Source organism: Sorangium sp. So ce367 (assembly GCF_051520455.1).
In the GTDB taxonomy this organism is placed as follows: domain Bacteria; phylum Myxococcota_A; class Polyangia; order Polyangiales; family Polyangiaceae; genus Sorangium; species Sorangium cellulosum_B.
On sequence record NZ_CP150334.1, the window covers coordinates 1,702,047 to 1,727,924 of the forward strand.

At 69.9% G+C, this 25,878-nt stretch carries 26 protein-coding genes, 1 pseudogene and 1 riboswitch; of the genes and pseudogenes, 12 read left to right on the forward strand and 15 right to left on the reverse strand.

The annotated features are described in order from the left end of the window. The first annotated feature begins 27 nt into the window (after nt 1-27). Nucleotides 28-435, forward strand: coding sequence for a hypothetical protein (locus tag WME97_RS06560; protein WP_437550328.1), 408 nt, complete (start codon nt 28-30; stop codon nt 433-435). 118 nt (nt 436-553) lie between these two features. Here WME97_RS06560 and WME97_RS06565 read toward each other — a convergent pair whose 3' ends face one another. Both WME97_RS06565 and WME97_RS06570 read right to left on the reverse strand, forming a co-directional pair. After that, nucleotides 554-1,507 carry a serine/threonine-protein kinase gene (locus tag WME97_RS06565; protein WP_437550329.1) on the reverse strand — a complete coding sequence of 318 codons (954 nt, stop codon included), beginning with the start codon at nt 1,505-1,507 and terminating at the stop codon, nt 554-556. Nucleotides 1,508-1,593: 86 nt separating this feature from the next. Then, a complete protein-coding gene (locus tag WME97_RS06570; protein ID WP_437550331.1) occupies nt 1,594-3,429 on the reverse strand; it encodes a vWA domain-containing protein in 1,836 nt (611 codons plus the stop codon). A 302-nt stretch (nt 3,430-3,731) separates the two neighbouring features. Here WME97_RS06570 and WME97_RS06575 point away from each other — a divergent pair, with 302 nt between their 5' ends. Next, nucleotides 3,732-4,748 (forward strand): lipoyl protein ligase domain-containing protein, encoded by a 1,017-nt coding sequence (locus WME97_RS06575; protein WP_437550333.1) that lies wholly within the window; start codon nt 3,732-3,734, stop codon nt 4,746-4,748. A 15-nt stretch (nt 4,749-4,763) separates the two neighbouring features. Here the strand turns inward: WME97_RS06575 and WME97_RS06580 are convergent, their stop codons facing one another. Further along, complete coding sequence (locus tag WME97_RS06580) at nt 4,764-6,227, reverse strand: aminotransferase class V-fold PLP-dependent enzyme (RefSeq protein ID WP_437550335.1); 1,464 nt, start codon at nt 6,225-6,227, stop codon at nt 4,764-4,766. A gap of 36 nt (nt 6,228-6,263) precedes the next feature. Continuing rightward, a riboswitch (SAM riboswitch) is annotated at nt 6,264-6,378 on the reverse strand. A 1,358-nt stretch (nt 6,379-7,736) separates the two neighbouring features. On the opposite strand from WME97_RS06580, the gene WME97_RS06585 reads away from it, so the two are divergent. The 8 genes from WME97_RS06585 to WME97_RS06620 all read left to right on the forward strand — a co-directional run bounded on the left by WME97_RS06585 (nt 7,737) and on the right by WME97_RS06620 (nt 14,372). After that, a complete protein-coding gene (locus WME97_RS06585) occupies nt 7,737-8,105 on the forward strand; it encodes a response regulator (RefSeq protein ID WP_437550337.1) in 369 nt (122 codons plus the stop codon). A 61-nt stretch (nt 8,106-8,166) separates the two neighbouring features. Further along, entirely contained in the window at nt 8,167-8,718 is a 552-nt protein-coding gene (locus WME97_RS06590) for a chemotaxis protein CheD (protein WP_437550339.1), read from the forward strand. Between the two features lie 5 nt (nt 8,719-8,723). Beyond that, nucleotides 8,724-10,412, forward strand: coding sequence for a chemotaxis protein CheA (locus tag WME97_RS06595; protein ID WP_437550341.1), 1,689 nt, complete (start codon nt 8,724-8,726; stop codon nt 10,410-10,412). A gap of 55 nt (nt 10,413-10,467) precedes the next feature. After that, on the forward strand, nt 10,468-11,022 hold the full coding sequence (locus WME97_RS06600; RefSeq protein WP_437550343.1) for a chemotaxis protein CheW: 555 nt from the start codon (nt 10,468-10,470) through the stop codon (nt 11,020-11,022). Continuing rightward, entirely contained in the window at nt 11,019-12,014 is a 996-nt protein-coding gene (locus tag WME97_RS06605) for a CheR family methyltransferase (protein WP_437550345.1), read from the forward strand. The genes WME97_RS06600 and WME97_RS06605 overlap by 4 nt, the downstream gene beginning before the upstream one ends. Beyond that, complete coding sequence (locus tag WME97_RS06610) at nt 11,993-13,675, forward strand: methyl-accepting chemotaxis protein (RefSeq protein ID WP_437550347.1); 1,683 nt, start codon at nt 11,993-11,995, stop codon at nt 13,673-13,675. The genes WME97_RS06605 and WME97_RS06610 overlap by 22 nt, the downstream gene beginning before the upstream one ends. 119 nt (nt 13,676-13,794) lie before the next feature. After that, nucleotides 13,795-13,998, forward strand: coding sequence for a hypothetical protein (locus tag WME97_RS06615; RefSeq protein WP_437550349.1), 204 nt, complete (start codon nt 13,795-13,797; stop codon nt 13,996-13,998). Continuing rightward, nucleotides 13,995-14,372: a fatty acid desaturase gene (locus WME97_RS06620; RefSeq protein WP_437550351.1), complete on the forward strand. Its 378-nt coding sequence runs from the start codon at nt 13,995-13,997 to the stop codon at nt 14,370-14,372. The genes WME97_RS06615 and WME97_RS06620 overlap by 4 nt, the downstream gene beginning before the upstream one ends. Nucleotides 14,373-14,473: 101 nt before the next feature. On the opposite strand, the gene WME97_RS06625 is transcribed toward WME97_RS06620, so the two are convergent. Continuing rightward, complete coding sequence (locus WME97_RS06625; protein WP_437550353.1) at nt 14,474-15,871, reverse strand: RICIN domain-containing protein; 1,398 nt, start codon at nt 15,869-15,871, stop codon at nt 14,474-14,476. A gap of 359 nt (nt 15,872-16,230) precedes the next feature. On the opposite strand from WME97_RS06625, the gene WME97_RS06630 reads away from it, so the two are divergent. Next, the gene (locus WME97_RS06630; RefSeq protein ID WP_437550355.1) at nt 16,231-16,416 is read left to right on the forward strand and encodes a hypothetical protein; all 186 of its coding nucleotides are present in this window, start codon (nt 16,231-16,233) and stop codon (nt 16,414-16,416) included. A gap of 28 nt (nt 16,417-16,444) precedes the next feature. On the opposite strand, the gene WME97_RS06635 is transcribed toward WME97_RS06630, so the two are convergent. From WME97_RS06635 to WME97_RS06675, 9 genes are all read right to left on the reverse strand, one after another. Beyond that, nucleotides 16,445-16,702, reverse strand: coding sequence for a hypothetical protein (locus WME97_RS06635; RefSeq protein WP_437543650.1), 258 nt, complete (start codon nt 16,700-16,702; stop codon nt 16,445-16,447). Next, complete coding sequence (locus tag WME97_RS06640; protein WP_437543652.1) at nt 16,699-17,508, reverse strand: ExeA family protein; 810 nt, start codon at nt 17,506-17,508, stop codon at nt 16,699-16,701. The genes WME97_RS06635 and WME97_RS06640 overlap by 4 nt, the downstream gene beginning before the upstream one ends. A gap of 2 nt (nt 17,509-17,510) precedes the next feature. Then, entirely contained in the window at nt 17,511-18,860 is a 1,350-nt protein-coding gene (locus WME97_RS06645) for a helix-turn-helix domain-containing protein (protein WP_437543653.1), read from the reverse strand. Between the two features lie 126 nt (nt 18,861-18,986). Then, nucleotides 18,987-19,169: a hypothetical protein gene (locus tag WME97_RS06650; RefSeq protein ID WP_437543655.1), complete on the reverse strand. Its 183-nt coding sequence runs from the start codon at nt 19,167-19,169 to the stop codon at nt 18,987-18,989. Between the two features lie 6 nt (nt 19,170-19,175). Further along, the gene (locus tag WME97_RS06655) at nt 19,176-19,418 is read right to left on the reverse strand and encodes a hypothetical protein (RefSeq protein ID WP_437543657.1); all 243 of its coding nucleotides are present in this window, start codon (nt 19,416-19,418) and stop codon (nt 19,176-19,178) included. Nucleotides 19,419-19,903: 485 nt separating this feature from the next. Then, nucleotides 19,904-20,035, reverse strand: a complete 132-nt coding sequence (locus WME97_RS06660) for a hypothetical protein (protein ID WP_437550357.1) — start codon at nt 20,033-20,035, stop codon at nt 19,904-19,906. Nucleotides 20,036-20,129: 94 nt separating this feature from the next. After that, nucleotides 20,130-20,612 carry an NAD(P)H-binding protein gene (locus WME97_RS06665; protein ID WP_437550359.1) on the reverse strand — a complete coding sequence of 161 codons (483 nt, stop codon included), beginning with the start codon at nt 20,610-20,612 and terminating at the stop codon, nt 20,130-20,132. A 207-nt stretch (nt 20,613-20,819) separates the two neighbouring features. Continuing rightward, entirely contained in the window at nt 20,820-21,881 is a 1,062-nt protein-coding gene (locus WME97_RS06670) for an endonuclease/exonuclease/phosphatase family protein (RefSeq protein WP_437550361.1), read from the reverse strand. Nucleotides 21,882-22,134: 253 nt separating this feature from the next. Further along, nucleotides 22,135-22,467 carry a hypothetical protein gene (locus WME97_RS06675; RefSeq protein ID WP_437550363.1) on the reverse strand — a complete coding sequence of 111 codons (333 nt, stop codon included), beginning with the start codon at nt 22,465-22,467 and terminating at the stop codon, nt 22,135-22,137. Nucleotides 22,468-22,650: 183 nt separating this feature from the next. Here WME97_RS06675 and WME97_RS06680 point away from each other — a divergent pair. Next, nucleotides 22,651-22,767: pseudogene (locus WME97_RS06680) on the forward strand (hypothetical protein); the annotation flags it as partial. Nucleotides 22,768-23,243: 476 nt separating this feature from the next. Here the strand turns inward: WME97_RS06680 and WME97_RS06685 are convergent. Both WME97_RS06685 and WME97_RS06690 read right to left on the reverse strand, forming a co-directional pair. Beyond that, nucleotides 23,244-23,588 (reverse strand): hypothetical protein, encoded by a 345-nt coding sequence (locus WME97_RS06685; RefSeq protein ID WP_437550365.1) that lies wholly within the window; start codon nt 23,586-23,588, stop codon nt 23,244-23,246. Nucleotides 23,589-23,688: 100 nt separating this feature from the next. Then, on the reverse strand, nt 23,689-25,470 hold the full coding sequence (locus WME97_RS06690; protein WP_437550367.1) for a hypothetical protein: 1,782 nt from the start codon (nt 25,468-25,470) through the stop codon (nt 23,689-23,691). Nucleotides 25,471-25,878 lie beyond the last annotated feature (408 nt).

Consider the following 25,878-nt stretch of genomic DNA (forward strand, 5'->3'; position numbering starts at 1 on the left):
CCTTCGAACGTCCGCCGGCAGCGGCTCTTGAAGACCGGCTTCACCTGCCTGTACGACCCGCGCCACGCGCGCCTGCGCAAGCTGACGGAGGCCCAGTACTTCGCGCACGATCACGTCATCGTCTCGTACAACGGGGACCTGCGCGGCTTCGTGGAGGACCTGCTCGGCAAGACGCGGAGGATCCGGTGCTCCGTCGCGAGCTTCTCCAACCTGGGCGCGCTGCTCGACGGCACAGCGATGCTGGCGACCGTGCCCGAGATCGTCGCCGACGACATCCGCGCCGTCAGGCCGCACCTTCGGACCAAGCCCCTGCCGTTCGAGGTCCAGCCCGGGTACATGGAGCTGCTCTGGCCCGCCGCCACGGACGACGACGAAGCGTGCAAGTTCGCTCGGGAGAAGATCGTCCAGATCGCGCGGCCGCTGAGCAAGGGATGACCGGCCTGCCGGCCCGTCAGCGCCCATCGGCCCGGAGAGAGTTCCATGAAGGCACGAAGATCATCGATCTTTTTTCCGGCCTTCTGGCTCCACCTGGAGCGCGGTCTGCCCCTGGTCTTTACGCCCCCGTCGCCCCGCGCGGCTGCCGCGCAACGGCCGTCGCATAGGGCGGCTCGCGGCCGGCGCGCACGGCCGCGAGATCGGCGCGCATCGTCCTCGCGTCGGGATAACGCTCCTGCTTGAGGAAGGCGAGGGCGCGGTCGACAACGGCGCACAGGCCGGGCGGCGCCGTGGGGGCGTGCATCGCGAGGGGCGGCGCTTTCTCCGTGGCGACCGCGATGAGCAGGCGCGCGTCCTCGAGGTTGCCGTGGATCGTGCGGCCCGCGAGCAGCCGGAACATCGTCGCTCCGAGGCCGAAGAGGTCCGTCCGGCCGTCGATCTCGCGGATGAGGCCGAGGGCCTGCTCGGGCGCCATGTAATCGTCGGTGCCGATCGACACGCCCGTCGCGGTCTTCGTCATCTCGGGCACCCCGGCGACGTCCTCGAGCAGTGGGTCGAGGACGCGCGCGAGGCCGAAATCGAGCACCCGCACGCGCCCGTCGTTGCCGATGTGGAGGTTCTCGGGCTTAAGATCGCGGTGAACGACGCCGTGCTCGTGCGCCACGATCAGCACGTCGAGGACCCGCTCGCCGAGCGCGATCACCTGACCGACAGGGAGCGTCCCGTGCCGGGCCATGCGGTCGAACACGGTCTCTCCCTCGAGCACCTCCATGGCCATGTAGACAAGGCCGTCAGCCGTGGCCGCGGCCTCCAGCACCTGGGGGAGCCCCTCGCAGAGCGGCGCCACGGCGGCCAGCGCGCTCCCGATCGGCCCCTCGCGCAAGAACCGCTTCCGCACCGCCTCGATCTCGGCGAGCTCGGCGTGCAGGAGCTTGACCGCCGCCACGCACCCGTCAGCCCGGCGGCAAAAGAAGACGCTCGCCATGCCGCCGACCCCGAGGACGCTCTCCACCGCCCAGGGGCCGATCCACGTGCCGACGCGCTGCTCCGCCAGCTCCTCTTCGGTCGCCATGGGGAGATGCTACCACCGGCGGCTCCCCGCCGGGCCTCGTCCCGCAGGGGCTCGTCCCGGCGGATAGGACAAGCAAAGGCTGGAGGTCAGCGCCCCGTGGACGTCCCCGACTGAGCGAGCGCCTGGACCGCTCGCCATAGCTGGGTCACCACGTCGCGATCCAGGCCGACGGTGGAGAGCTTCCCGAGGCACCCGGCGCAGACATGACCGGCCTGGAGCTTGATCCCCACCTCGGACCTCTGCTGGCAGAGGTCGAAGAGGCAGGCGAGGGTCTCGGCGTGCAACAGCTTCGCCGGGTCATAATCGGCGGAGAGAGCGTGCAGCCCGTAGAGGAGCAGCTCGTAGGCCACGAAGGACGCGGCTGGCAAGGAGATGAGCTGGTCCAGGCCGGCCAGCGAGATCACCGCCGTCCGGGATCCCGGATGCCAGTGCGAGAACCAGCCGTCCGGCAGGGGCTGCTCCACGAAGACCACCTTGAGGGCGCCTGGGTCCAGCAAGTCCGCATCGGCGGCCAGCTCGTCCTCGTCGCGCTGCGAGAGCGGACCGGCGGGGATCGGGGACCCCTGGAGCGACTCGTCCACGTCGAAGGCTGGCGCCCCCTTCACACCGCCCAGCGCCTGGGATGCCGTCCGGAGCAGCGGCGCCAGCCGGGCAGCCGTGGGGAGACCGAGGACCTGAGGGCCCGGCCTGGCGCGGCCGCGGACGCCCATCTTCATGGCCATCATCGCGTCGAAATAGTGGCCTTTCTTGCTCAGGGAGGACATCGGCCTGGAATAGGAGTCCCGCTCGGCGTCGAGCCGGTCCGCCTCGGCCAGGATCTCGGGATCCCCGTCGGCGTAGCCTCGGAGTCGGTTGGCCGCGTCGGCCAGCGTGGACGCGGCTTCCTGCCACCGGCGAGCGTCGTTGAGCCCCAGGGCCACACGGCGAGCGCGGGCGGCGTCGAGCGCAGCCGCGGCCCGGAGCACCTCCCGATCCGCCGGCTGGGCGCGGATCTGCTCCTCCGCGACCCGAGGCCATGCCAGCGTCCAGGGCTCCTTCGACAGCGCGCCGTCCCGGTCCGTGAGCGCGACGTTGACGGGGAGCGTCTCGCCGATCGCGCCGGCGGGGAAGCGCAGCCGGAACATCGGGGCCAGCACCATGCCGCCCGGGAGCGAGCCGAGCGAGAAGGAGCAGGTCCCGCCGTCGCGGGTGCAGGGGTAGTCATTGAGCGACTCCACCTCGACGCCCTCGGGCGCGCGGATCACGAGCGCGGCGTCGCGGGCGACCACGGAGAGCACCTCGCCGATCTCCCGGCCGACGAAGCCGGGGAGCTCGTCGGCGCGCGCGGCGAAATAGAAGTTGCCGCCGCCCTCCTCGGAGAGGCGGCCCAGGAGGAATTCATTGAAGCCCTCGCCCAGGCCAATGGTGCTGGTGGTGACCCGGCGCAGCCGCTGGGAGCGGGCGCGGGAGGTCAGCTCGTCGGGCGAGGTGATCCCGTGGTTGGCCTGGCCGTCGGTGAGCAGGAGGACGCGGCCGATGGCATCCTCGGGCAGGTGCGCGCCCACCTCGGCGCAGCCGCGGAGCCAGCCGCCGCCCAGGTCGGTGTTGCCTCGCGCGGTCACCGTGTCGAGCGCGGCCTCGGCGCGGAGCCGCGCCCCGGGCGTGGCCTCGGTGGAGGGGATGGGCACCTCGACCTGGTGGTCGAAGGTGACCACGCTGAAGCGATCGCCGGGCTGGAGGGTGCGGATGGCCTGGCGAGCAGCTTCCAGCGCGAGCCGGAGCTTCTCGCCGGACATCGAGCCGGAGCGGTCGATCACCAGCGAGAGGTGGACAGGCTTGCGGGCCTGGCTCCCCTCGGGCCGGGGTACCGTGATCTCCACCCGGAGCAGTCGCTCCGAGGGCTCGGCGGGGAGCAAGGGGCGATCGGGGCGGGCGTTGAACATGGCACCATGGCACACCCCGCCCCGGGCTGCCGTCAACGGGTCGATGGCTTTCGCAGGCCGGCAGATCGCAACGGTTCGGCCCCACGGAACAGTGTTGCCAGGGATCTGCCTCGCGAGCCGGGAGAGAGTTGAACGCAAAGGCGCAAAGGCGCAAAGACGCAAAAATGCACGAGAATTTGTTCTTTTTGCGCCTTTGCGCCTTTGCGCCTTTGCGTTGAACTCTCGCTCCGGAGGCCTGGCAGGCGGTACTGGCGACCGCCGCCTCGCCGCGCGCCGAGCTTCACGCCAAGGAGACTCCCTCGATGCCCGCCATGCACTCGCTCCCGCCGGTTCATCGCCCTCTCGAGGACGCGCTCGCGCTCGGCCCCGCGCTGCTCGCGCGCGCCCGGACGGCAGAGGCGGCGCCCTGGCTCGCCGCCAGCCTCGTCGAGGGCCCCGCCGTGGTGCTGGGCGCGGCCCAGCGCGCAGCGCGCGTGGTCGACCTCTCGGCCTGCGCCGCGCGCGGCGCGAAGGTCCTGCGGCGCGCCACGACGGGCACCGCCGCGTTTCTCGGCGGGCGCGGCGTCGTGTGGACCCTCGCGCTGCCGCACGCCGCCGCGCTCGCGCCCGACGCCACGGCCCGGACGCTCCTCAACCGCAACGTGCGCGGCTTTCTCAAGGGCTTCTCCCGCGCCGGCGCGCCCGCGCATTACTTCGGGCGCGAGTGGATCTCGCTGCAGCACCGCCCCGCCGCGCTGGTCGGCCTCGACGCCACGCCGGACGGCGCGGTCCTCATCGAGGTCTTCGCGGGCCTCGACGCGCCGCCCGAGATCCCCCCGGAGCTCGCGGCGCCGGACGAGCGCGTCATCGACCGCTGGCTGGGCAAGGCCCCGGCCGCGCTCTCCGACGTCCTCCCGGCGCGCCTCTCGCTCGAGGCGCTCGCGCGCGCCGTCGTCGAGGGGGTCGCCCTCCGCGCCGCGCTCCCGCTGATCGACGGCGGCGAGGCGCCAGAGCTCGCGGCCGAGCGCTTCCAGCCCGTGACCGCGCCCGACGACCCGGTGCCGCCGGGCGCCTCCGCCGCGGTGCTGGCGCGCGTGCCCATCGGCTGGATCGAGGCCGCGGCGCTCTCGAACGTTCCGCACGTTCCACCGGCGCGCGCGTGGCTCGGCGGCGACGTGCTCACGGCGCGCTGGCTCCTCGCCGCGCTCGGCCGGGGGGATGCGCCGGCGCGCGGCGAGGACGTCGACGCCGAGGCCTCGCCGCTGGAGGGGGCGACCCTCGCCGACCTGCGCGCGCTCGCGCGGCGCGCGCTCGCCCTGGGCCGTGCGCCCGGGGGCTGATCCGCCTCGGAGGCCTCAGAGAAGCGCCTGGCAGGGCGCGAGCTGGCTCGCCAGGGGCCCGAGCGCCGCGCCGGCCGCGCCCCCGGCGAGGAGGCCCGCCAGCGCGGGGCGCGGGCGAGGATCCGGATCGGGGACATGCCGCCCTCCGTCGAGGCGATAACGCCAGCGGGGACCCCGGGCGACGAGATCGGCGATCGCGAGGACGAACCGGTCGATGTCCGCCGCGCCGGTGCCGACGCCGAAGCTCGCCCGCACCGCGAGGGGCACCGCCGCGCTCCCGCTCGCCTCCGGCGCGCGATCCCCGGCGAGCGCCGTCATGAGCGGGTGCGCGCAGAACGACCCGTCCCGCACGCCGATGCCGTGCTCGGCGCTCAGGGCCGCGGCGACCGCGCCGGGATGGAGGCCCCGCACATTGAACGTCACGACGCCGATCCGCGGGCTCTCCGGGCCCCACATCGCGAGGCGCTCGACCCCGGGAACGGCGCACAGGCCGCGCGTGACGCGGTCGAGCAGGCGCGCCTCGTGCGCCGCCACGGCGGACATGCCCACCTCGGAGAGCGCGCGGCACGCCGCCGCGAGCGACACCGCGCCGACCACGTTGGGCGTGCCGGCCTCGTGGCGGGGCGCGCCGCTCGCCCATTCGACGCCGTCGTGCGTGACGCGCCGGACGGCGCCGCCGCCGGCGAGGTAGGGGCGCGCGGCGTCGAGCCAGTCGCCGCGGCCGACGAGCACCCCGCCGCCGAAGGGGGCGTAGAGCTTGTGACCGGACAGCGCGACATAATCGGCCCCGATCCCGGCGAGATCGATCGCGCGGTGCGGCGCGAGCTGGGCCGCGTCCACGGCGAGCCGCGCGCCGTGGCGATGGGCGACCGCGGCGAGCTCCGGGAGCGGCCACAGCTCGCCCGTGACGTTGCTCGCCCCCGTCACGGCGAGCAGCCGATGGCGTGAGAGCACGCCGCGCAGCGCGTCGTCGGCCCGCGCGATCGCCTCGTCCGCGCTCGCGGGCACCGGGAGGACGACAGACCGGCCGCGCCGCCACGGCAGCTGGTTCGCGTGGTGCTCCGAGGCGAACATCACCACCGTCGTGTCCTCGGGCAGCGCCGCGGCGAGCAGGTTGAGCGCGTCGGTGGTGTTCCTCGTGAACACCACCGTGTCCTCGTCGCGCGCTCCCACGAAGCCCGCCACCTCCCGGCGAGCGGCGGCATAGAGCTCCGTCGTCACGGTGGACGCGAACCCCGCCCCGCGGTGCACGCTGCTGTACCAGGGCAACAGCGCGGAGACCGCGTCGAGCACCGAGCGCAGGCACGGGGCGCTCGCCGCGTAATCGAGGTTCACGTAGCCCACCTGCTCGCCGGTGACGAGCGGCACGGAGAGATCCGCCCCGACGACGGGCAAAGGGAGCGAAGGGAGCGAACCGAGGGCAGACGGCGCCGGCGCGCCCGCGGAAGGGCGCCAGTCCACGATGGAAGCGATCGACATATCACCTCAGGAGTCCAGGGGACTCCGGGCGACCAGAGTCCGCGCTTGCCCGCCGCACATGCGGCTGGCCAGGTCGTCACCCGGGACACCCCACCGCGGATCGGAGGGTTGTCGGCCAGCGAGCCGGGGCTACGCGCTGGCGCTCATGACCTGCCGCACCACTACCGCGTTGGTTGCCTCGTGGCAAGGACCGCCTCGACCTCACCGCGGCCGGTAGTGCCACCCCGCGGCCCGCCCGGCTGCGAACGCCGGTACGGGGGCGCCCTGGGCGCCGGAAGCCAGGCGCCGATTTGCGCCAGCGCGGTGAGCCAGCCCTCGAGGTGCCACGTCCGCGCGATGATCCGGTCGGGCGAGCCACGTCGCGCGATCCTGGTGTTGATGGGGCAGCAGTCGGCAAGTAACCGTGATGCTTCAGCAGCAACGGCATCGCGACCCGCGAGCGAGCGCCAGCGCCGATTCTGTTCACGCGCAATCCACTGCAGGAACTCGTCATTGCAAGCCGTGAAGCAGGCCGGGAATCTGTGCGACGAGCCCAGACGACCGATCGGCGCGTAGAGCGGCCATCGATGGTGGCGGGCAGCCGGCCGCGCGGCACGCTCCTTGTTTCATTCGATCGAGCTCAGGGAGGGTATCGGCGCCCCAGGTCGCCCCGGGGAGCGGTGATTGGCTGTGCGCGCGCGCCTGCCACCCTTTTCATCGAAGATGACGAAGAAGGAGCTCTGGCGCTCGCCTCGCGGATCCTGCTCCCGAGCGAGGCGTCGCTGGCCGAGGCGGCACGCTCGAGCGGAGCGGTTGCAGTCTTCCTCGCGCGCGCTCCCCGGGCGCTTGACGGCCGTCGGGCGGAGCCCAACAGAGCGTTTCCCAAGCTCATCCCTGGCGCCGTGATGGGGAAGAACTCGAACACACCACATCTGAGCCATGGAGAGGACGCGGCGTTTCTTCGTCCTCTCCTCCGTGTCCACCGCCTCGGCGACGCGGGCGGCCGTCGACCAGGTGGACGATGACTCTGCCTGGGCGCGACATCCGAACGCACCCGCGCGTCGCGCCTTCAGGCTTGCTGTGCATGGTTGCGGCGCACATCCTTTGCCTTCCTGCTACCTGTCTCCCTACCGCCTCCCTTCCAGCGGCCTTCGACCTCCATGAGCTCACGGTCGCGGAGCTCGCGCGCCTGTTCCGCGCTCGATCGCCGCCGCCGCGGGGATGGCGCCTCCACTCGAGGCCGCGCGCTCCGGCTGCAGGCCTGCCAGCGCCTGCCCGCCCGCGTGCCGCCAGCGCCGTGGCCGCGAACCTCATGGAGAGGATCCGGGCGCGCCGGCAAATCATCGCGACCGACAGGGACCAGATGCGTGCCTGTTGCAAATTTCTATTGGAGATTCCGCCTGCCCTCGTGGTAGGGTGATCCTGCTCGGGGGAGACGCCCTGCAGGTAGGTGGGAAGAGGGGGAGTCGTGCTCATGCGCGACGGCACGGCCGGGCCATGTCCGCTGAATCGGATCGAGGGGGGGCAACGATGCCTCGGAAGAAGATTCTGCTGGTCGACGATTCTCAGACCATCCTGCGTATCGAGCAGATGGCGCTGAGCAAGGACTACGACCTCATTACGGCGAACGACGGCGGCCAGGGGATCGAAGTGGCCTTGGCGCAGCGGCCGGATCTCATCCTCCTTGATGTCGTCATGCCGCACATGAACGGGTTCGACGCCTGCCAGCAGCTGCGCGCGGAGGATGCGACGCGCGGCACGCCGATCCTGCTCGTCACCAGCCGGAGCGATGTCGCGCACATGGAACAGGGATTCCGGTGCGGCTGCTCCGATTTCGTCACGAAGCCTATCGACACGATGGAGCTCCTGGAAAAGGTCAGGAACTGCCTTGGCGACTGACTCGGCGGCGAGGGCATTCGAGGGCGCACGTCTCGCCCCTTCCAGCGGCGACGATGGATCCATGGCCCTGCACGACGATGTCGGCGGAGAGGAGAGGACGAGCCCGTCCGGCCCGAGGGTGCCGTCCGCGTCGGCCGGACCGCCCAGCTGGCGCTCGCTGCCGGCGGAGGCCCAGCACGTCATGCCAGGCCAGCTGTTCGCTTCGCCCGAGCCGACCATGGTGACCACCATCGTTGGGTCCTGCGTGGCGATCTGCCTCTGGGACGCCACCGCCGGCGTCGGCGGGATGAACCATTACGTGCTCCCGGAATGCCCGAGCCCGGCGATGGCCTCGGTCCGCTTCGCCGAGTTCGCATGCCGGCGCCTCCTCGAGCGGCTCGTGGCGCTCGGGGCCTCCAGCCAGGCGCTGCAAGCGCACGTCGTCGGGGGCGCCTGCCTCATCTCCGCGTTCCGGGAGCGCGGCACCCACCTCGGCGCCCAGAACGTGGATGCCGGGCTCTCGTTCCTGCGCGCGGAGCGGATACGGATCGCCCAGCTGGACACGGGCGGCAACCGGGGACGCAAGATCGTCTTCCGGACGAGCGACGGCGCCATCTCGATCCAGCCTCTGTGAGCCGCATGGACAGCGATCGCGACGAGCTGCTCCAGACGTTCACGCCAGAGGCGCACGAGATCCTCGACGAGATCGAGCGCGCGCTGCTGCAACTCGAGACCGGCCGCGACGCGCACGAGGTCCTCCAGCGCGTCTTCCGCGCCACCCATACGCTCAAGGGGAGCGCCGGCTCGGTAGGCCTCGGCGGCCTGAGCGATCTCGGGCACGCCGCCGAGGACATCATCGAGGCGCTCTGCCGCGGCGAGCTCCCGCTCTCGACGCCCGTGGTCTCGCTGCTGCTCGAGACGGTGGACGCAGCTCGCCGGCTCGTCGCCGAGGTCGAGCGGGGGCAAGCCGAGCGCAGCACCTCGTACAGAGAGGTCGTCGCGCGCCTGGAGCAGGCGCGGCATGGAGGGCTCACGGCGAAGGAGGACGCGGGGGCGACGAGCGCGCGCCGCGCGACCGAGGACGACGCGGAGGGAGCGACCGGCATCAAGAGCATCCGTGTCGCCGTCGAGAAGCTGGACTGCATGGCGGATCTCATCGGAGAGCTCACCCTCGGCCGGAACAGGATCGCTCGGACGCTCCGCGCGGTGCGCGGCGAGGCCGGCGCTGCGCTGCGCGACGAGATGGAGGAGCAAGATCGGCTCTGCAAGGAGCTGGAGGAGGCGGTGCGCGCCGCGCGCATGGTGCCGGTCGGCCCCTGGTTTCGGCACTACGAGCGCACGGTGCGCGATCTCGCCCACGCGCACGGCAGGCAGGCGCGCCTCCTCGTCGTGCACGGCGACGTCGAGGTGGACACGGCCGTTGTCGAGCGGTTCCGGGACGCCCTGACGCACATCCTGCGCAACGCGATCTGTCACGGCATCGAGCCGCCCGAGGCGCGGCGCGCCGCGGGCAAGGACCCCTGCGGCACGATCACCCTTCACGCCGCGCACGAGCGGGGCGGCATCGCGCTCCGGATCTCCGACGACGGCGCCGGGATGAGCCGCGAGCGCATCGCCGCCCGCGTCGGCGCGCTGGGGAGGCACCCGGCGCCCGAGACGCTCCCCGATCATGAGCTCTTCAGCCTCGTCTTCGAGCCCGGGTTCTCCACGGCGGTGGAGTCGTCGCACCTGGCGGGGCGCGGCATGGGCATGGATGTCGTGCGGCGCAGCGTGGAGTCGATCCAGGGGACGATCCGGATCGAGAGCCGCGAAGGGCTCGGCACGTCGCTGTCGATCCAGCTCCCGCTCACCCTGGCCACCATCGAGGGGCTCTCCGTCGGGATCGGCGGCGAGCGGTACGTGATCCCGCTCCGCGCGGTGCTCGCCTGCTGTGATCTGCCCCGCGGCACGCTCGCGCACGGCGGCGCCCAGGGGCTCATGATCCGGCGCGGGCGCGCGCTGCCGTGCGTCCGCCTCCGGGCGCTCTTCGGGCTCGGCGGATCTCCCCCGCCGGAGGAGCGCGTCGTCGTCGTCGCGCACGACGGCTCCGAGGCCGGCCTCGTTGTCGACCTCCTCGACGGCGAGGGGCGCACGGTGGTCAAGCCGCTCGGCCAGCTGTTTCGCCGCGTCCGGGGCATCTCCGGCTCGACCATCCTCGGCGACGGCAGCGTGGCGATGATCCTCGACGTCGACGCGTTGCTCGGCGGCGTCCTCGGGGACCTCGGCCCGGTCGACGCCCCCGACGAGCGCAGGGCAGCACCATCGGCCGCCGGAGGCAGCCCAGGATGAGCCGGCGCCCCGGCGCGCAGGGCGCCCATTTGCCATCTCTCTCCATGGAGGCTTCATGATCTCCGACGCGTCGAGCCCCGTGTCGCAATACATCTCCTTCATCATCGCGGGTGACGAGTACGCGGTGAACATCCTCCGGGCGCGGGAGATCGTCGAGCACAGCGTCACATCGCGGGTCCCGATGATGCCAGCGTGCATCGTCGGCGCCATGAACCTCCGGGGCCGCGTCGTGCCGGTCATCGATCTCGCGGTCAAGCTCGGGCTGCCGCCGACGAGGGTGAGCCGGTGGACGTGCGTCCTCATCGTCGAGACCGAGCTCGACGGCGAGAACACCCGCCTCGGCCTGCTCATCGACGGCGTGGGCGATGTGCTCACGCTCTCCGAGGACGAGATCGAGCAGGCGCCGGCCTTTGGCGCGCAGGTGCGCGTGGATCAGCTGCTCGGGATGGCGAAGGTGGGCCAGAAGCTCGTGCTGCTGCTCAACATCGACCGCATCCTCTCGCCGGCGGAGCTCCTGGCCTCGACGACGCCCGGCCCCTCGGCCCCCGGGGCCCCGCCGGCGCTCCCAGGCGGCCACGGCGCGCCGGCCGGCCAAGGGGACAGGCCATGATCTCGCTCGCCGAGCTGGGCCCGCGCGCCCTCAGCGACGAGGAGTTCGGGCTGTTCCAGCGGCTCGTCAAGCGCGCCTCGGGCATCGCGCTCGGCCCGCAGAAGAAGCCGCTCCTGCTCTGCCGCCTCGGGCCCCGCCTCCGCGCGCTCGGGCTCCGCAGCTTCGGCGAGTACTACCGCCGCGTGACCGCGCCGGACGGCGAGGGCGAGCTCGTGCACATGCTCGACTGCATCTGCACGAACGAGACCCATTTCTTCCGGGAGCGCGATCAGTTCGAGCTCCTCGAGCGCGAGATCCTCCCGGCGTGGCACGAGAGCGCGGGCCACGGAGCGCCCTTCGCGCGCGGCCGCCGCCCGCTGCGCGCCTGGAGCGCGGCCTGCTCGACCGGGGAAGAGCCCTACTCGATAGCGATGTCGTTGCTCGACAGCCTGCCCTCCCGGGATCGCGGCGACACGGCGGGACAGGCGCCGCCATGGGCCGCCGCCGCGTCGCCCGGCGCTCCGGGGATCTGCATCCTCGCGACGGACCTGTCCGTCCGCGCGCTCGACCAGGCGCAACGCGCGGTGTGGCCGCTCGATCGGGCCTCGGAGATCCCGGAGGAGCGCCTGCGCAGCTACATGCTCCGCGGGACGGGCGCGAGCGCGGGCCTCATGAAGGCCCGGCCGGAGCTGCGCAGGCTCATCACCTTCCGGCGCTTCAACCTGCTCGACGCGGCGCCCAAGCGATTCGGCCTGTTCGATCTGATCTTCTGCCGGAACGTCCTCATCTACTTCGACGCGGCGACGAAGGCGTCGATCGTGGCGAGGCTCATCGCCAGCCTCGCGCCTTCAGGGTACCTGTTCCTCGGACACGCCGAGGGCCTCCACGGGACGGACCACCGCGTGCGGTGCGTCGCGCCATCCGTTTATCGGCTCCTGCCCCCGGCGGGGCTCGCAGGAAGCCGCACCACATCTAGCCCGGAGCATGCATCATGCTTGCGCATATCGGAGTAGGCCGGAAGCTCTACCTCGGCTTCGCCGCCATGGTCGTCCTCGTCCTCGGACTGGCGGGCACGTCCTACATGAGGTTCGCGGAGCTCGACGAGGCCCGCTCGTGGGACCAGCACACCTACGAGGTGATGCTCACGACGAGAGAGATCATGGCGTCGCTGCTCGACACCGAGACAGGAGAGCGCGGCTTCGTCATCACCGGGGTGGAATCGTTCCTGGAGCCGTACCGCAGCGGGCGAGACCGGTTCGATAAAAACCTGAGCCGTGCCCGGGAGCTCACCAGGGACAACCCGCGCCAGCAGACGCGCCTCGACAGGATCGACAAGCTCCACGACGAGTGGCTCTCCTCCGTGCTGGAGCCGATCATCCAGCAGCGCCGCAGCGCGGACGAAGCGAAGGCGCCGGCGGATCGCGCCGTCGAGGAGGTCAAGCAGGGGCGCGGGAAGGGCCTCATGGATCAGATGCGCACGGCGCTCAAGGAGATCGACGACGAGGAGATCTCCCTCCTCGCCCAGCGGCAGGCGGCGACGAACGCGCTCGTCAAGACGATGTACGTGACGCTGCAGATAGGAGGTCTTCTCGCGATCGTCGTCGCCGCCGTGCTCGCCGTCGTCTTCAGCAGGATGATCCTCCTGCCGCTCACCCAGGCGGTGTCGATCCACCAGCGCATCGCCGGGGGCGACTTCACGGGCCAGGTCACGGTGAAGAGCTCCGACGAGTTCGGCCAGATGCTCGGCGCCGTGAAGGCCATGTCGGAGCGCCTGGCGGGCCTCATCGGCGAGGTCCGGAGCGGCGCGGTCTCGGTCTCCTCGGTCTCGGTGCAGCTCTCGGCGACGGCGCAGAGCCTGTCGCAGGGCACCAGCGAGCAGGCGGCGTCCGTGGAGGAGACGATGACCAGCCTGCAGCAGCTGAGCGGCACCATCGCGAAGAACGCCGCCAACTGCAAGCAGGTCGAGGAGACGGCGCACCGGAGGACGAGGGACGCGGAGCAGAGCGGTCAGGCCGTCCGGGAGACGGTCGAGGCGATGAAGGCGATCACCCAGCGGATCGTGATCATCGAGGAGATCGCGTACCAGACGAACCTGCTCGCCTTGAACGCCGCGATCGAGGCGGCTCGCGCGGGCGAGCACGGCAAGGGCTTCGCCGTGGTCGCCACGGAGGTGCGGCGGCTGGCCGAGCGAAGCCGGGATGCGGCGAAGGAGATCGGCTCGTTCGCCGCGTCGAGCATCGTCGTCGCGGAGCGCTCGGGCCAGCTCATCGCGGAGCTCGTCCCGTCGATCCGGGAGACCGCGGAGCTGGTGCAGGGCGTCGCCGTGGCATCCAAGGAGCAGTCGAACGGCGTGGCCCAGATCAGCGGGGCGGTGGAGCTGATAGAGCAGTCCACGCAGCGCAACGCGGCGATTGCCGAGGAGCTCGCCAGCACGGCGGCCGAGCTCTCGGCGCAGGCAGAGCAGCTCCAGAACGTGATGGCGTCGTTCCGCCTCGCGCAGGAGAGCGACGGCGACCCGGGCCAGAGGCCTGCGGCGCCGCCGCGTCTACCGGACCGCCGCGGCGGCAAGGCGCTGTGGAGGCCGCCGCAGAAGGGCCCCCTGAGCGGCGGCGGCGCATCGAGCAACGGGCGCGTGCCGCACGCCCCAGGCGATCAGGATTTCATCCCATTCTAGATCCTGTCGGAGATGGGGATCCGCGGCGCCGCCCGGCGGTGCGGCGCTGCGCGGGTCAAAGATGGATGTCGAGCTCGCAATGGCCGGAGTCCGCCTCGTAGCCGCCGATTAGGATAACGATGGTCTGCCCTGCCTCGAGCGAGACCGTGAGCTCCGACGTGGCGTCTTCCAGCGGTGCGTCGTCGTTGCAGGTGAGCTTCTCGCCGGAGGAGATCCATGTGCAGCCGCTGGTCCTGACCCTCGACGACCGCTTCCGGATGGCCGTCGGCATCCACGAGGAGAATCAGCTGCTCCTCGATATCTACGCTGGAGGACCGCGATGAAGCACCCGGAATGGTTGCGGCAGGCCATCGCCGCTGGGCGAGTGCTGCACCATACGCGGCAACCTCGGATCCGGCACAACGCGATCAACCTCATGAGTCTCGCTGTGCTGAACTGCGGCTATGCGCTTGTAGGAGCAGCGGGCGAAAGCGTGCCTGTCTGGCTCTACGTGCCCGTCGGCAGCGTGCTCCTCGGCTGCATGGTGTTCAACCTGTTCATCCTGTTGATCCACGAGTGCAGCCACGAGATGTTCGTGTTCCTCGCCGATCCCCGGCGTTCGCGCGCGCTCAACCACCGGATCGGGTGGCTCTTCGGCGTGATGCCCTTCACGGATTACGAGAACCACTGGGAGAAGGGCCACGACCATACGGCGTAACCGCCCCAGCTCCACCGTATTTGTGCAGGCACCGCGTATCCACCTTTATAGGAGAAGACGCTCCTATCGGGCAGGGCGGCGAGCAACGAGCTCCCTGGTATTCAATAATCGAGCGCCTGGCGGGAGTGATGGTTGATGATCGAGTAGTAGTCGCCCTCGACTCGGCGGATCTCCCAGAGTTGGGCCGGCGCGCCGCGCACCTCGTCGTGGAGCACGGCGTGCCGCCGATCGGCCTCACCGGGTACGTGATCGAGGACTTGTCCGGTCGGCGGCCACCGAATCACGTAGCGGTCGAGGGTGGGGTGTTTTTCGAGGCGCCACAGCTGTCCTTTCGCACCCCAGACGTACCGCTCGAGGATCGCGATCCACCAGGGCCCGATCCGCACCGAACCGCTGTGATCGAGCGCCATGCCGGTGCGCCGATTGACGATCATGAGCCCCGCCCCGCTCGCCGAAAGGTCCTCGGGGGCGCGCGACCGTGAGGCGCCGATCGGGTCGAAGTACCAATGCTGAGCCGTCGACGTCGGCGTGTCCCGATACATCACGACGGACACGCGCGACGCAAGCTCCACGGGCGGCGGGGAAATGCCGCTTCCGCTACAGGCCCAGAAGCCTCCCCACGAGCCTCCAGGGGCCAGTGCCCGCCCGAGCGACCAACTCAACTTCGGGCAGTTCTCGTATTCGATGCCGCCCATTCGTTCGACGGGGAAGCCAGCCTGAACCCTGTAGACGAAGGCGGCCGCATTGACGAACCTCGCGACGTAGAAGGGATGGTGCTCGAGCGCAGGCGTGGTGCACACCCAGAAAGACTCCATTGACGAAAACAAATTGGCTCCGACCAGCACGCGGCCTGCCGGGCACCACTTCCACGGCGCGACCTCGGGGCGCGAGCTTGGCGATCCATCCATCGCGAAGATCGCGTTGCTGCCGTCGCTCCGTCCAATGCCAATCCAGGTCGCGACAGGAGGAGGGGGCGGCCGCGGGGGCTCCTCCTTCCTGCGGCACGCCAATACAAGTGCGTGCCGGTTCGGCTCGGGTCGGCACCACTCGCCGCATTTGTCGCAATTGAAGCCGTGCGGGAAGCAGAAACGACAGTCGCACGTCTCACACTGGTATGTGAGGAATTTAACGCGGCAGACCTTGACGTCATCGACGAACTCGAGACCGTTGGCGATCTTGTCGATGATGGTGGCGCGGTCGACCGAGCCGGCCAGGTGCGAGGTAATGGCGTTAAAAATCTCGCTCGAGCACGCGGTAAGGACGGCGGGGCCCCCTCCGCCCAGGGCGATCGCCGCGCAAGCCATCCACTTAATGTAATCCGACCAGTTCGCCTCATAAATGGTCGTCACCGTCTCGTAGCGCTGCTGCAGGTTCTCCAGGTTACTCCGGTTGCATCTCGCGGAGGCTTGACCGCACACCAAGAATATCGCCAGAGCGACGGCGAGCCCGAGCTGGCACCGACGCTTTATTCTCCTCCTGGAAGAAATAGCGGTTCTCATACATCCCTCCTTGGTCGCCGATCGCGGGCGTCGGAACGAACTCCCGACACGTACGGAACGACGCCAGGCTTATCTGGAGCCCCACCGCACATCCGTCCACAGCAATAGGGTCAATGGGATCCGCGATGGACTCATGTGGGACCAGATGCGTCGCGGAGCTCTGGGCTTATTTGCGCGACGTCTCGATTCTCACCCCCGGCCGGGGCGATCTTGGCGATCTTGGATTCGAGCCTCGTGTCGCTCGTCGTGAGCCAGACATTCCCTTCCTCGTCCGTCGCCGGGAGCAGACGGACATCGGGCCGCGCCCAGTAGATCGGGATGACGATGGCCAGCCCGAGCCCGGTACCAGTGTGAGCACCGTGAGCCGTCGCATCATTCTATTTACGCAGGAAATCCAGTTGCAGTCGCTGGTCCTGGCCCTCGACGACCTCTTCCGGATGTTACCGAGCAGGCTGCTTGATGGCCGGAAGATCCGGCTCTGTGATGGCCATCATCGAGCTGGATTTGCGCTCACCGCGATCGCAGCGAGGCATGCGCCGGGGTGACTGCGGCGGTCGCAGAGCGCCGGCGCTCTCAGTCGATGCGGAGTGGGAGGCGGTCATCGCCGTCGAGGACGGCGTGGTAGCGAGCGAGAGCGTCGTCGAGCCGATCGAGGTAGTGGAGCACGACGTCAACGGCGTAGAGACGAGGGCACAGCGGATCCGGGTCGCTCGGGTAGCGCGCGGTGAGCGCGCCGCGGGCGAGCGCGAGGGCCGCGACGAGGGCGGCGGCTGCGCTGCCCGCGGCGTCGCCGCGCCGCGTGTCCCCCTCGGCCACGGGGACGGGGTTCACCCGGCCTCCTCTGCGTCCAGCTGCAGGATGCGGCTCAGGACGTCGCGCTCGACGAGCTTGCGCTTCTTGCGCGCAGCGGCGCGGAGCGCGGCAGTGGCGAGTCGATCGGTGTCGCGCAGGCTGCCAGCGGCCGCCTCGTGCAGCATCGCGATGGCGTCCGAGGTGAAGAGCTCTTTCGTGCAGCCGACTCGGCCGAGACGTACACGCAGATAGTCGGCCGTATCGTCCGGCGTGAGCGGGTCGATGGTCAATCGGTAATGGAGGCGCGAATACAGGGAGCGATTGCGGCGCACGCGGAGCCGCTCGCCGAGCTCGGGCAAGCCAAGCAACACGAGCGAAAGCAATGCGCGGCTATCCCATGCGTAATTAAGGAGTATGTGAAGATGATCGAGTGTGTCCTGATGAAGCAGATGGGCCTCATCGAGGACGAAGACCGGAAATACGCGCTCCTTCGCGAGTTCCTCGACGTGCGTGCTGACCGCGTAGAAGACGTCTCCAGCGGTGCTGCAGCGAGCGAGACCGAGCGCCAGACAGAGCTGCCGATAGAAGTCCCGGCGTCCAAGCGTCACGTTGGCGCAGTAGGTCAGGCGAAACGTCTGCGGCGAAAGGGCATGACGGAGCGCGCGGAGCAGACACGTCTTGCCGACGCCGGGGTCACCGGCGAGCAGCACGCTCTTTCTGGCGTGCACCGCCTCGATGAGCGTCTCGAGTACCATCTGCTTGGACGGGGGGAGCCAGAGCTCGCCGTCTTCGACCTCCTTGGAAAATGGCTCTGCGGTGAAGCTGAAGTAGCTGCAGAAGTCCATGGTCATCCCTCCTCGTCATCGCGGGGCGTTCGTCCGAGAGCCTTGTCCAGGAGGGTCTTCGGCGGGTCAAAGGGGACGCGCGCCTCGTGAGCGACATCGAGGTTGCAGGCCGGTCGCGGCCGATGGGCGTTCTTCACCGGATCGACCCGGTGCAGGGCGAAGCGTTTGCCCTCGTGTTCAATCCAGGGCGGCTCGGTCGGCGTGACGAGGCACCTCGACACCGTGACGAGGCGGCCGGCGAGGAAGCCGAGATCGGTCTCCCAGTCCTCCCCATCCATCGAGAGCGTGCTGTCACGCCGCACGCGCCGGCGGGCCTGGGCCGTGAGCGCGTCGCGCAGCTTCCGCTCGTCGAGGTCGTCGGTGACGTGGGGATACTCCTCGTAGACCTGCGCGGGGGACTTGCCGAAGAGCGCCGCGTGCGGTGTGCGGTGATAGTGCTCGTCGACCCATGCGTAGAGCCGGACGTTGAGGTCGTGGAGCGACCCGAGCGCGCCGGTAAAGTCCAGGCACCTCTCGCGCAACGTCCTCCAGAAGCGCTCCATCTTGCCGCGCGCGGGGGCGTCGTACGGGCGGGCGTGGATCAGGGTGGTGCCGAGTCGCTCGCACGCAAGGTGCAAGGTGTGCCCGCGGTAGGTCGAGCCGTTGTCCAGGTAGAGGGCGTCGGGAGCGCCGTGCTTGCGCAGCGCCCGGATGAAGAGCGCCAGCATGTCGACCTCCCGCTCGGCGCTCATCGCCTCGAGCGCGAGGATGTACCGCGAGGCGTCGTCGAGCAGCGCGTGAATGCGCACCGGCGCCGGGCTGCCGTTGACGAGGATCGGCGACGCGTGACACACATCGCCGTGCCACAGGGCGCCGGGATGCTCGGCCTGCCAGCGCAGCCGCACCTTGCCGCCCGGGCGATCGCGCAGCGCGACGCGATCGAGGTGGTGTTCGGCATACAGCCGTCGCACCGTGGTGGCGGATATGGCGCCCTTGTCGATGCGGCCCGCCGCGATCAGGGTGTCGAGGATGAGCGAGACCGAGGCGCTCGGGTGCTCCTCTCGGATCTCGAGCAGCATCTGCCGTTGCTCGGGGGTGAGCTCGCGCGCCCGCCCCTTGTCCTTGCGGGGCTTGGGGCGTAAGCCCTCGAGACCTTCGGTCTTGTACGCGTAATACCAGCGCTCGAGCGTGGGGACGGAGTAGGTGCGCGGAGAATGGGCGCGTGGTGGGCGAAACCGCTGCTTGCTCAGGTCGGCGAGCGCTTCGGCGAGCTCTCCGCGGTCGAGCTCGCGGTGCATGAGCGAGCCGATGATCTCGCTGCGATAGAGCGCCACCGCTTCGGCGTGGTCCTTCGGCTGGAGGGGGTCTTGCACGTCGTGTCCTTTCCGCGCCGGTGACACCGCACCGGCCGCACAGCCATCCAAGCGCAAGGCGCTCCGCCGACCGAGGATCCAACCGGGTGGGGTCCGGCATGAGCTCGGCGAGCGGGCCGCTTGCCATCACGCGGCCCGCACGGCGCCTGCCATGACGGCGGCCTCGGGGACCTCGGCCGCAAAAGGCGCCATCGCGACGAGCGTCATCGCCGCCCGCTCGGCCCGCTGCCGCAGCGATGCAGCGAGGGGACTGGGGCGGACCGCCGCAAAGAGGCGCCTCTGGTCGATGGCGCGTAGCCAGCGCCGCACGGTCACTCAGCTGTCAGCATCGAAGCTGGCGGACCAAGGGCTGACGCGCCGCCGCACCTCGATGAGCGCTGCACCGGCGACGCCGACGAGCAGCAGGGCCAGACCGATCGCCGTCGCGGCGAAGTGCCGTCGCGGTGCGACGCCCCGCGGCACGACCGTGATCGCGGCGCTGCAGCGGCGGCATCGATAGCGGCGCGCCTCGATCGTGACGAGCCCGCCGCGCTCACCGGCAGCCAGCGGCCCGCGCACCTGCCGCGACCGCGTTCCGTGACCCCACAGCCCCAACCCGCCCCCCAGCGGGCACCCCGCCGCGCCGCAACGGGGGCAGCGGGCTGGCCGCGCGCGGTCTACGGTGGGCGGGGAACCAAGCCAGCCTTTGACATCGAGGTCCAAATGGACGATCTGTTGAGGGCTCCGCTCTTTCAAGCGATTCGGAGCACGACGGGAGGGGGCACGCGGCCAAACGAGCTCCTCCCGTCGCCTATTTTGTGGCCGGCGCCGCGCCGATGCTCCACTCCTGCCGCTGACCTACTCCGTTCGTTACGCCGACGGGCGAGGAGTCGTGCTGGTAATTTTCGAGAGGAGAACGGAATGCGCGCTCCCTCTTTTCCTGTGCTCCTGGATTCGACCAGCGCGTTCGTGCTCGGGACGAGCTACAATGAGAATTTCATCGGACTCGGCGTAATGCATGGCCGGGGAGCGCTCCGGCAACTTGCTGCCCCCGGACACCTCTGTCATCGCGTCTGATCCGCCTCGACGATGGTGTTCTCCGGTGGGTCGAGCGCCCCGTCATCAAAGAGCTGGATCCACAGGCGCACCATGGGCATCAACGACGGTGCTCGGTAACACCGGATCACCGTCGGCATCCACGAGGAGGATCAGCTGCTCCTCGCCCGCTGCGCCGAGGTGTTCGGGCAGACGGCGCAGGCGTAGCCTCGATGGCAGCCACGCTCGCTCTTCTCACGTGCGCGCCCGCACCCAGGCCCGGTTGACCGAGAGCCCCGCGATGCGCGGTTCGGCGCGGACCATGGCCTCGGCCTGCGCCTTGGTGTCGAAGTAGCCGATCCCGGCGGACTGCCAGTTACACGGCGTCTCTTCGTCCCCAGGCGCGGCGGTGGTCACGAACCCGAGCGTGGCGATCGAGCTCGTGAAGAGGAAGCGCCGCACGGAAGCTTCGATGGCCGCGTCGAGGAGCGCCCGCGTGCCGAGCACGTTCACGCGACGGAGCTCGTTGCGCCGCGGCGCCCAGTACGAGACGATGCCGGCTGTGTGCACGACGGCCTCCGTGCCGCGCACGGCCGGCCGGAGCGATCCGGCGTCGCCGAGATCCCCGAGCGGGACCTCAACCGCGGGTCCGAACGCCTCTGCGCGCTCGGCGGGGCCTCGGACCAGCCGTTCCCTTTTTTCTAGAGCGGCGGTCGCCCGCTTCGGAGACGGGCCCACCTCGACGTTTTCGGTGCTCAGCGCACCGGAGTGCGCTTGCGCGCCGAAAACGCCGATCTGGGCCCGTCTCCTGTGCGGTCGCCCGCCGCTCTGCTCCTCGAAAAGGTGACGCTATAACAGCAACTTATCGATGCATCGAGGAGGCCGCGTCCACTCCGCGGCCTGCGGGCGTCACAGCGCGCAAAGCCGCGTGACGCGCGAGCGGGCTCAAGCCTCCTCTTCGATCACGTCCTGCGCTTCCTTCTTCATCGGCTTGTACTTGAAGCTCGCGCGAATGATGCCGTGATCGTTGGTGCCGTCGGCCTTGTGATCCTCGAAGTTCAAATGATCGTTGTTCACCGTCATGCCGCTGAACATCCATAGGCGTTTGCGGCTGTTGTCGTAAAACTCCTGGCTCACCAGGATGTGATCGAGCGATTCACGTATGTCCTGATGGACATGCGTGTAGTAGACGTCCCTTGTGTCGCGATACTCCTGCAAGGTCTGCGCGGTATAGAGCGCGGTGTCTCCGCCTCCAGCCGAATCGCCTACCAGGTACTTCGGTTGGCCGGTCAGTACGTTGGCAGTGTTGCTCTGCTGTCCATCGTTGATATCGCCGATCACGATGACGGGTGTATTGTTGCCCTTCATCTGTTCTGTCAAAAGGAAGCGAAGCGCCGCCGCCTCCGCCGTTCGACGGATCGTCGAGAGCGCCGACCCGAGCCCGGCCGAGTGCTTTGAATAGGTAGTCCTGTCTGCCTTGTACCAGGCCTCGTTGAACACCTTCGTCGGCGCCTTGGATTTGAAGTGGCAGACGTAGACATGAATCGCAGGGTCGTTTTCACGCGGTTTTATCGTGAAGTGGAGGACCGGCCTGGAGAAGCCGCTGATGCTCACGTTGATGTCCGGCGTCTGCGGATCGTCGCCGCTGGATTGCAGGACGAATTTTCTGGGGAAACGCTCTATCCAGTCCGGCTGGCCTTCCAGGAGCCCCTTGCGTACGATGGCGGCACAGACGATCTTCGTCCCCGTCGCCTCCGCCGGCGCCAGCACATCGTAATCCTCCGTCATGCCCGCGGTCTGCAAGCAGTTGTCCAAGGAGTCGCGGTGCCATAATTCCTGGAACCCGCAAACGTCGGGTTTCAGCATTTTCAGCTGCCGGGCGACCCATTGGAGCTTGAGATTGTATTGATCCTGGGTCCAGCCCTCCGGGTCCGAGTACATCCGCAATCCAGGTTCGTTGAGGTTGAAGAGGTTGAATGTCGCAATGCTCAGCTCTCTCAGATTCATGGACACTTCCTTTTCTCTGGGGATTGCCGCTCAAGTACGAACGACGAACCCGACAATCGTAGATTCGCCGTCCTGCGACGCTTCTCCGCGTCGCTGCTCCAATGCGCGATGCGCGATGCGCCGCAGGTGCAGCGTCGTCGGTGTGCCATTGAGCGCCACAGGATCCAGGAAATCCAAACGCGATCCGGATGTCAATCTCCTCGTAATGGCCATCCCACCATACAGCCACGCTGTACGCGCTGGTTTCCGCGGCTCACTTCGAGCCGGCGATCCCGGCGAGGATCAGGTCGATCCCGGCGAGGAGCTCTCCGCGGTCGTCGTGGCCGGGGAGGTGGGCGGCGACGCTTCGCGTGAACGGGTACTCGCCGGCGTCGAGCTCGCGCCAGCGCGCCGCTGCCGCCTCGAGGAAGTCGACGCGGTTCGTCGACGGCGCGAGCTCGCGGCGCGCGAACTGGATCGCCGTGGCGTTCTGGACGCTCACCCCGATGACGTAGCTGAGCAGCGTCGACGCCGCGGTGAACTGGGCGCTCCCGCGGACGCCCAGCGCCTCGACCTGGCGGCCGAGGCGCTCGTAGATCCGCAGCATCGCCGTCTCCCACGGAGCGCGTGAGAGCTGCGCACCCACCCACGGATGCGCCTCGATCGCGTCGAACACGCCGAGCGCGATGCGGTGGACCTCGAAGCCGCGCTCGCCGAATCAGTCTGATCCAGCCGGTTTCAGTCAAAACCGGCCGCCACCACCCCCGGACTGGCCACCACCGCCCCCGGACTGGCCACCACCGCCCCCGGACTGGCCGCCACCGCCCCCGGACTGGCCGCCACCGCCCCCGGACTGGCCGCCACCGCCCCCGGACTGGCCGCCACCGCCCCCGGACTGGCCGCCACCGCCCCCGGACTGGCCGCCACCGCCCCCCGAGTGGCCAACACTGCCCTTGACCGGGCCACTGCCCCCGGCGCTGGCAGCGCTCGTCGTGGGGCAGCCGCGGGAGTAGTTCCTGGCGGTCACCTTGTAGCAGCACAATCCGTCTCGCTGCTTCGCGCTCTCCACCGACACGACCTGGTCGTTGCAACTTCGATCGATCGTGTTGAGCTCCTCCACCGCCTGCTCGCGGTCCAGGCACGCCCCGAGCTCGTCGGGCCATTCGAAGCAGCGGATGTCGTCCCGGTCGAGCCAGTCGCTGCAGCCCGGCGCTGCGATGAGGAGCGCAGCTGTTGTCGACGGGCCGGCGCTCAGCAGGAGACCGGCAAGGAGCGTTCGTCGAAAGGATCGGTCGAGCCGCATGAGGTGCACCTCCAGGCGTTGCTAGCGCGGCGGCTCGGGCACGAACTCGGCGCCCAGCCGGAAGATCAGGAAATCCTTGATCACGTGTCGCTGGCGCTGGGCCAGATGAACGGGCTGCCGGCCGTGCGGCTCGGGTTCCACTCATACCACATCCACCGGGCCCCCGCGTCGATGCCGCAGACGATGGGGAACTCGTTGCCGGGCTGCGGGACGTCGGTGGCGGTGTCGTTCGCCTCGCCGAACACGACATGGCCGCGGTCGGACACCTCCGTCGTCACCCAGCCGGTGCTGGTCGTCTGCGGATCCAGGCCTCCGCCGTTGCAGCGCGCGATGTGCTGGTCGATCGTCTCCAGCGTCGGCCCGTGCGAGCCGAGGTCGTAGTCCTCGCCGGTCGCGCAGACCTCCCACGCGCCGTTGCCCGTCAAGATTGCACCAGGATCGGCGAAGCCGCAGCATGCGTAAAGCCCCCAGCCGCGGCGCCCGTTAGCGAGATCCCGGCGTCGCGCGCGCCCGCCGCGTCCACCCTCACTTGGGCGCGTCGCGCTTCCGGAACCACTTGGAGAGGTAGCGCTCTTCGAGGTCGATGAAGGCTTCGCGCATCATGGCCTCGTAGACGACGGCCTCGAGGACCCCGGGGCGCGGGGCGGGGGTCTGCTGCTGGATGAGCCCGGCCGGGACCTTCCGCGAGATCTTGTAGCTCGTGAGCAGCGGCTCCGCGTCTCCGGGCAAGATGAACTCCGTTTTGAACAGGAACTTGAGCCCCATGATGATGATCTGCGGCTTCTTGCTGGCATGGGCGATCCCGGACGACTCGACGCGATAGCTCACCACGAGGGAGGGGGAGGTCACGGTGAGCTGCTCCTCGGCGGAGCCCTCGAAGGGCGGGCCTGGCTCGAAGGTGACGAGCTCCGGCTCGAACCCCCGCGCGAACCCGTCCACCAGGGCCGACGCGGTCCGCTTCTCCTGGGGATCGAGGCGGGTCGCATCGACGTAGCGGCTCGGCAGGGACGCGGCGCCGCTGAACATCGGGATCTTCCTAACGATGTCGTCGGCGCGCTCCAGGTCCTGCGACGGAAGCCGCCGGAAGCGGACCTGGACGGCCGGGCCGCGGAGGCCCTGCGGCGTGCTCCTGGGCCCCACGCGCTCCGCGTAGGCGAGGAGCCGCCTCACGAGATCCGCGTTCTGCTCGCCCCCTTCGGGCATCTCGCTCTTGTACCGATCGAGCGCGCGCGCATAGAGCGCGTGCCTGGCGTCGTTGAACGTCTTGTCCAGGCCGTGCTTCGGGTAGCGCTCCGCGAACGCCAGCAGCGCCGCGAGCGTACCCACCTCCCGCGCCCGCTCGAGCTCCGCGGCGAGCGCGGCGCGGCGGGCCGCGTCGACCTCGGCCTGGATGCCCGTCCTGGGGTGGGCGCGGAGGAAGTCGTCGATGGCCTCGACCGAGCCCTTCGCCACCGCGAGGCGCAGCTCGGCCCGTGGCAGCAGCACCTGGGAGACGACCTCCGCGTGGCCGCGGCCGCGCGCGATGTAGCTCTGGTACGCGGCCACGTCGTCGCGCTCCCGCGCCGCGGCGTACATCCGCGCGTCGCTCATCCGGTTGCGGAGGAAGAAGAGCCCCAGGCCGAGGGCCACGCCGATCGCGGCCGCGAGGAGCCACGCATAGCTTTGCCACCCCGGGACCTCGCGCGAGAGCGGGATCGGCGACGCGAACGGGCTCTGGATGGCAGGCGGCTCGAAGGGATCGAGCCGGCGCAGCTCCGCGGCGTCGGGCTTCGCTTTCATGCGGCTACACGCCGCTTCGACCTCCCGGATCACGTCGTCCGAGCGCGACGGGTCCTCGAGGGGAAAGGCGTGCTGCGTGCCGCCGAACGTGAGGACCACGGCGCCGCGAGGGCCCGCCGAGACGCGCGAGAGCTCCGCGAGCGAGAAGACCCGGAGCTTGTGGTCGCGCGCGTCGACCAGGTTCGCGGGGAAGACGAACAGGCCGGGCGCGAACGGCAGCGTGACGAGGTCGGCGTTGTAGGCGAGCGCCCGGAGCACGCCGATGACGGTGGTCGCGGCGAGCAGCACGTACGCGGCGGCCGCCGACCTTGGGTGGAGCGCGAGAACGCTGTTCACGTCGCCCAGGCCGGCCGCACAGAGCGCCGCCAGCAGGAGGCCCGAGGCGGCGCTGACCGTGAGCCAGGCCACGATGGTGCGCCGAGTGCCGAAGCGGCTGACGATCGGCGCCGGCGCGAACCGCCCGCGGAACGCCTCGAGCACGCCGTCCTGGATGGTACGCGGAAGCTTGTAGAAATTGATCTCGTTCATCGCGCTGCTCCCACCCGGCGCCGGAGCTCGGCGCCCTTCCACGCCTCGACCTGCCGATCGACTCTAATGCATTTCGCCCCGACCTCCGAGACCGGAGATGGCAACTCCTTGCAGCAGGAGCGTGCGGCGATGCGTCGACTTCTGCTCCTCTGGCACTTATGCAGTCTCGTCGGCGCCGGCGCTGCGGTGGGCTGCCGCGATGACGAGCCCCGGAGGGACGGCTCGAGCGCGCCGGGGCTGCGGCTCCGGCGGTCCGGCGGCTCGAGCTCGGGCAGGCCTCCCCATGACCCTGCGACGTCGCAGAGTCCGAACCCCGCTGTCCGCCGGCGACGCTGCCGGCGAGGCCGCGGCACCGGCGCACACGGCCACGGGCCCTCTTGCCCGCCGAAGCTCGGGTTTGCGTCGGCG

What these genes read in the sequence shown, in the direction of transcription:
- WME97_RS06565 (WP_437550329.1), bottom strand. Translation starts at nt 1,507, where the DNA reads ATGGCGACCGAAGAGGAGCTGGCGGAGCAGCGCGTCGGCACGTGGATC.
- WME97_RS06580 (WP_437550335.1), bottom strand. Translation starts at nt 6,227, where the DNA reads ATGTCGATCGCTTCCATCGTGGACTGGCGCCCTTCCGCGGGCGCGCCG.
- WME97_RS06670 (WP_437550361.1), bottom strand. Translation starts at nt 21,881, where the DNA reads ATGAATCTGAGAGAGCTGAGCATTGCGACATTCAACCTCTTCAACCTC.
- WME97_RS06570 (WP_437550331.1), bottom strand. Translation starts at nt 3,429, where the DNA reads ATGTTCAACGCCCGCCCCGATCGCCCCTTGCTCCCCGCCGAGCCCTCG.
- WME97_RS06605 (WP_437550345.1), top strand. Translation starts at nt 11,019, where the DNA reads ATGATCTCGCTCGCCGAGCTGGGCCCGCGCGCCCTCAGCGACGAGGAG.
- WME97_RS06590 (WP_437550339.1), top strand. Translation starts at nt 8,167, where the DNA reads ATGGCCCTGCACGACGATGTCGGCGGAGAGGAGAGGACGAGCCCGTCC.
- WME97_RS06585 (WP_437550337.1), top strand. Translation starts at nt 7,737, where the DNA reads ATGCCTCGGAAGAAGATTCTGCTGGTCGACGATTCTCAGACCATCCTG.
- WME97_RS06595 (WP_437550341.1), top strand. Translation starts at nt 8,724, where the DNA reads ATGGACAGCGATCGCGACGAGCTGCTCCAGACGTTCACGCCAGAGGCG.
- WME97_RS06615 (WP_437550349.1), top strand. Translation starts at nt 13,795, where the DNA reads ATGGTCTGCCCTGCCTCGAGCGAGACCGTGAGCTCCGACGTGGCGTCT.
- WME97_RS06575 (WP_437550333.1), top strand. Translation starts at nt 3,732, where the DNA reads ATGCCCGCCATGCACTCGCTCCCGCCGGTTCATCGCCCTCTCGAGGAC.
- WME97_RS06600 (WP_437550343.1), top strand. Translation starts at nt 10,468, where the DNA reads ATGATCTCCGACGCGTCGAGCCCCGTGTCGCAATACATCTCCTTCATC.
- WME97_RS06610 (WP_437550347.1), top strand. Translation starts at nt 11,993, where the DNA reads ATGCTTGCGCATATCGGAGTAGGCCGGAAGCTCTACCTCGGCTTCGCC.
- WME97_RS06690 (WP_437550367.1), bottom strand. Translation starts at nt 25,470, where the DNA reads ATGAACGAGATCAATTTCTACAAGCTTCCGCGTACCATCCAGGACGGC.
- WME97_RS06640 (WP_437543652.1), bottom strand. Translation starts at nt 17,508, where the DNA reads ATGGACTTCTGCAGCTACTTCAGCTTCACCGCAGAGCCATTTTCCAAG.
- WME97_RS06620 (WP_437550351.1), top strand. Translation starts at nt 13,995, where the DNA reads ATGAAGCACCCGGAATGGTTGCGGCAGGCCATCGCCGCTGGGCGAGTG.
- WME97_RS06660 (WP_437550357.1), bottom strand. Translation starts at nt 20,035, where the DNA reads ATGCCGACGGTGATCCGGTGTTACCGAGCACCGTCGTTGATGCCCATG.
- WME97_RS06675 (WP_437550363.1), bottom strand. Translation starts at nt 22,467, where the DNA reads ATGCTGCGGATCTACGAGCGCCTCGGCCGCCAGGTCGAGGCGCTGGGC.
- WME97_RS06625 (WP_437550353.1), bottom strand. Translation starts at nt 15,871, where the DNA reads ATGAGAACCGCTATTTCTTCCAGGAGGAGAATAAAGCGTCGGTGCCAG.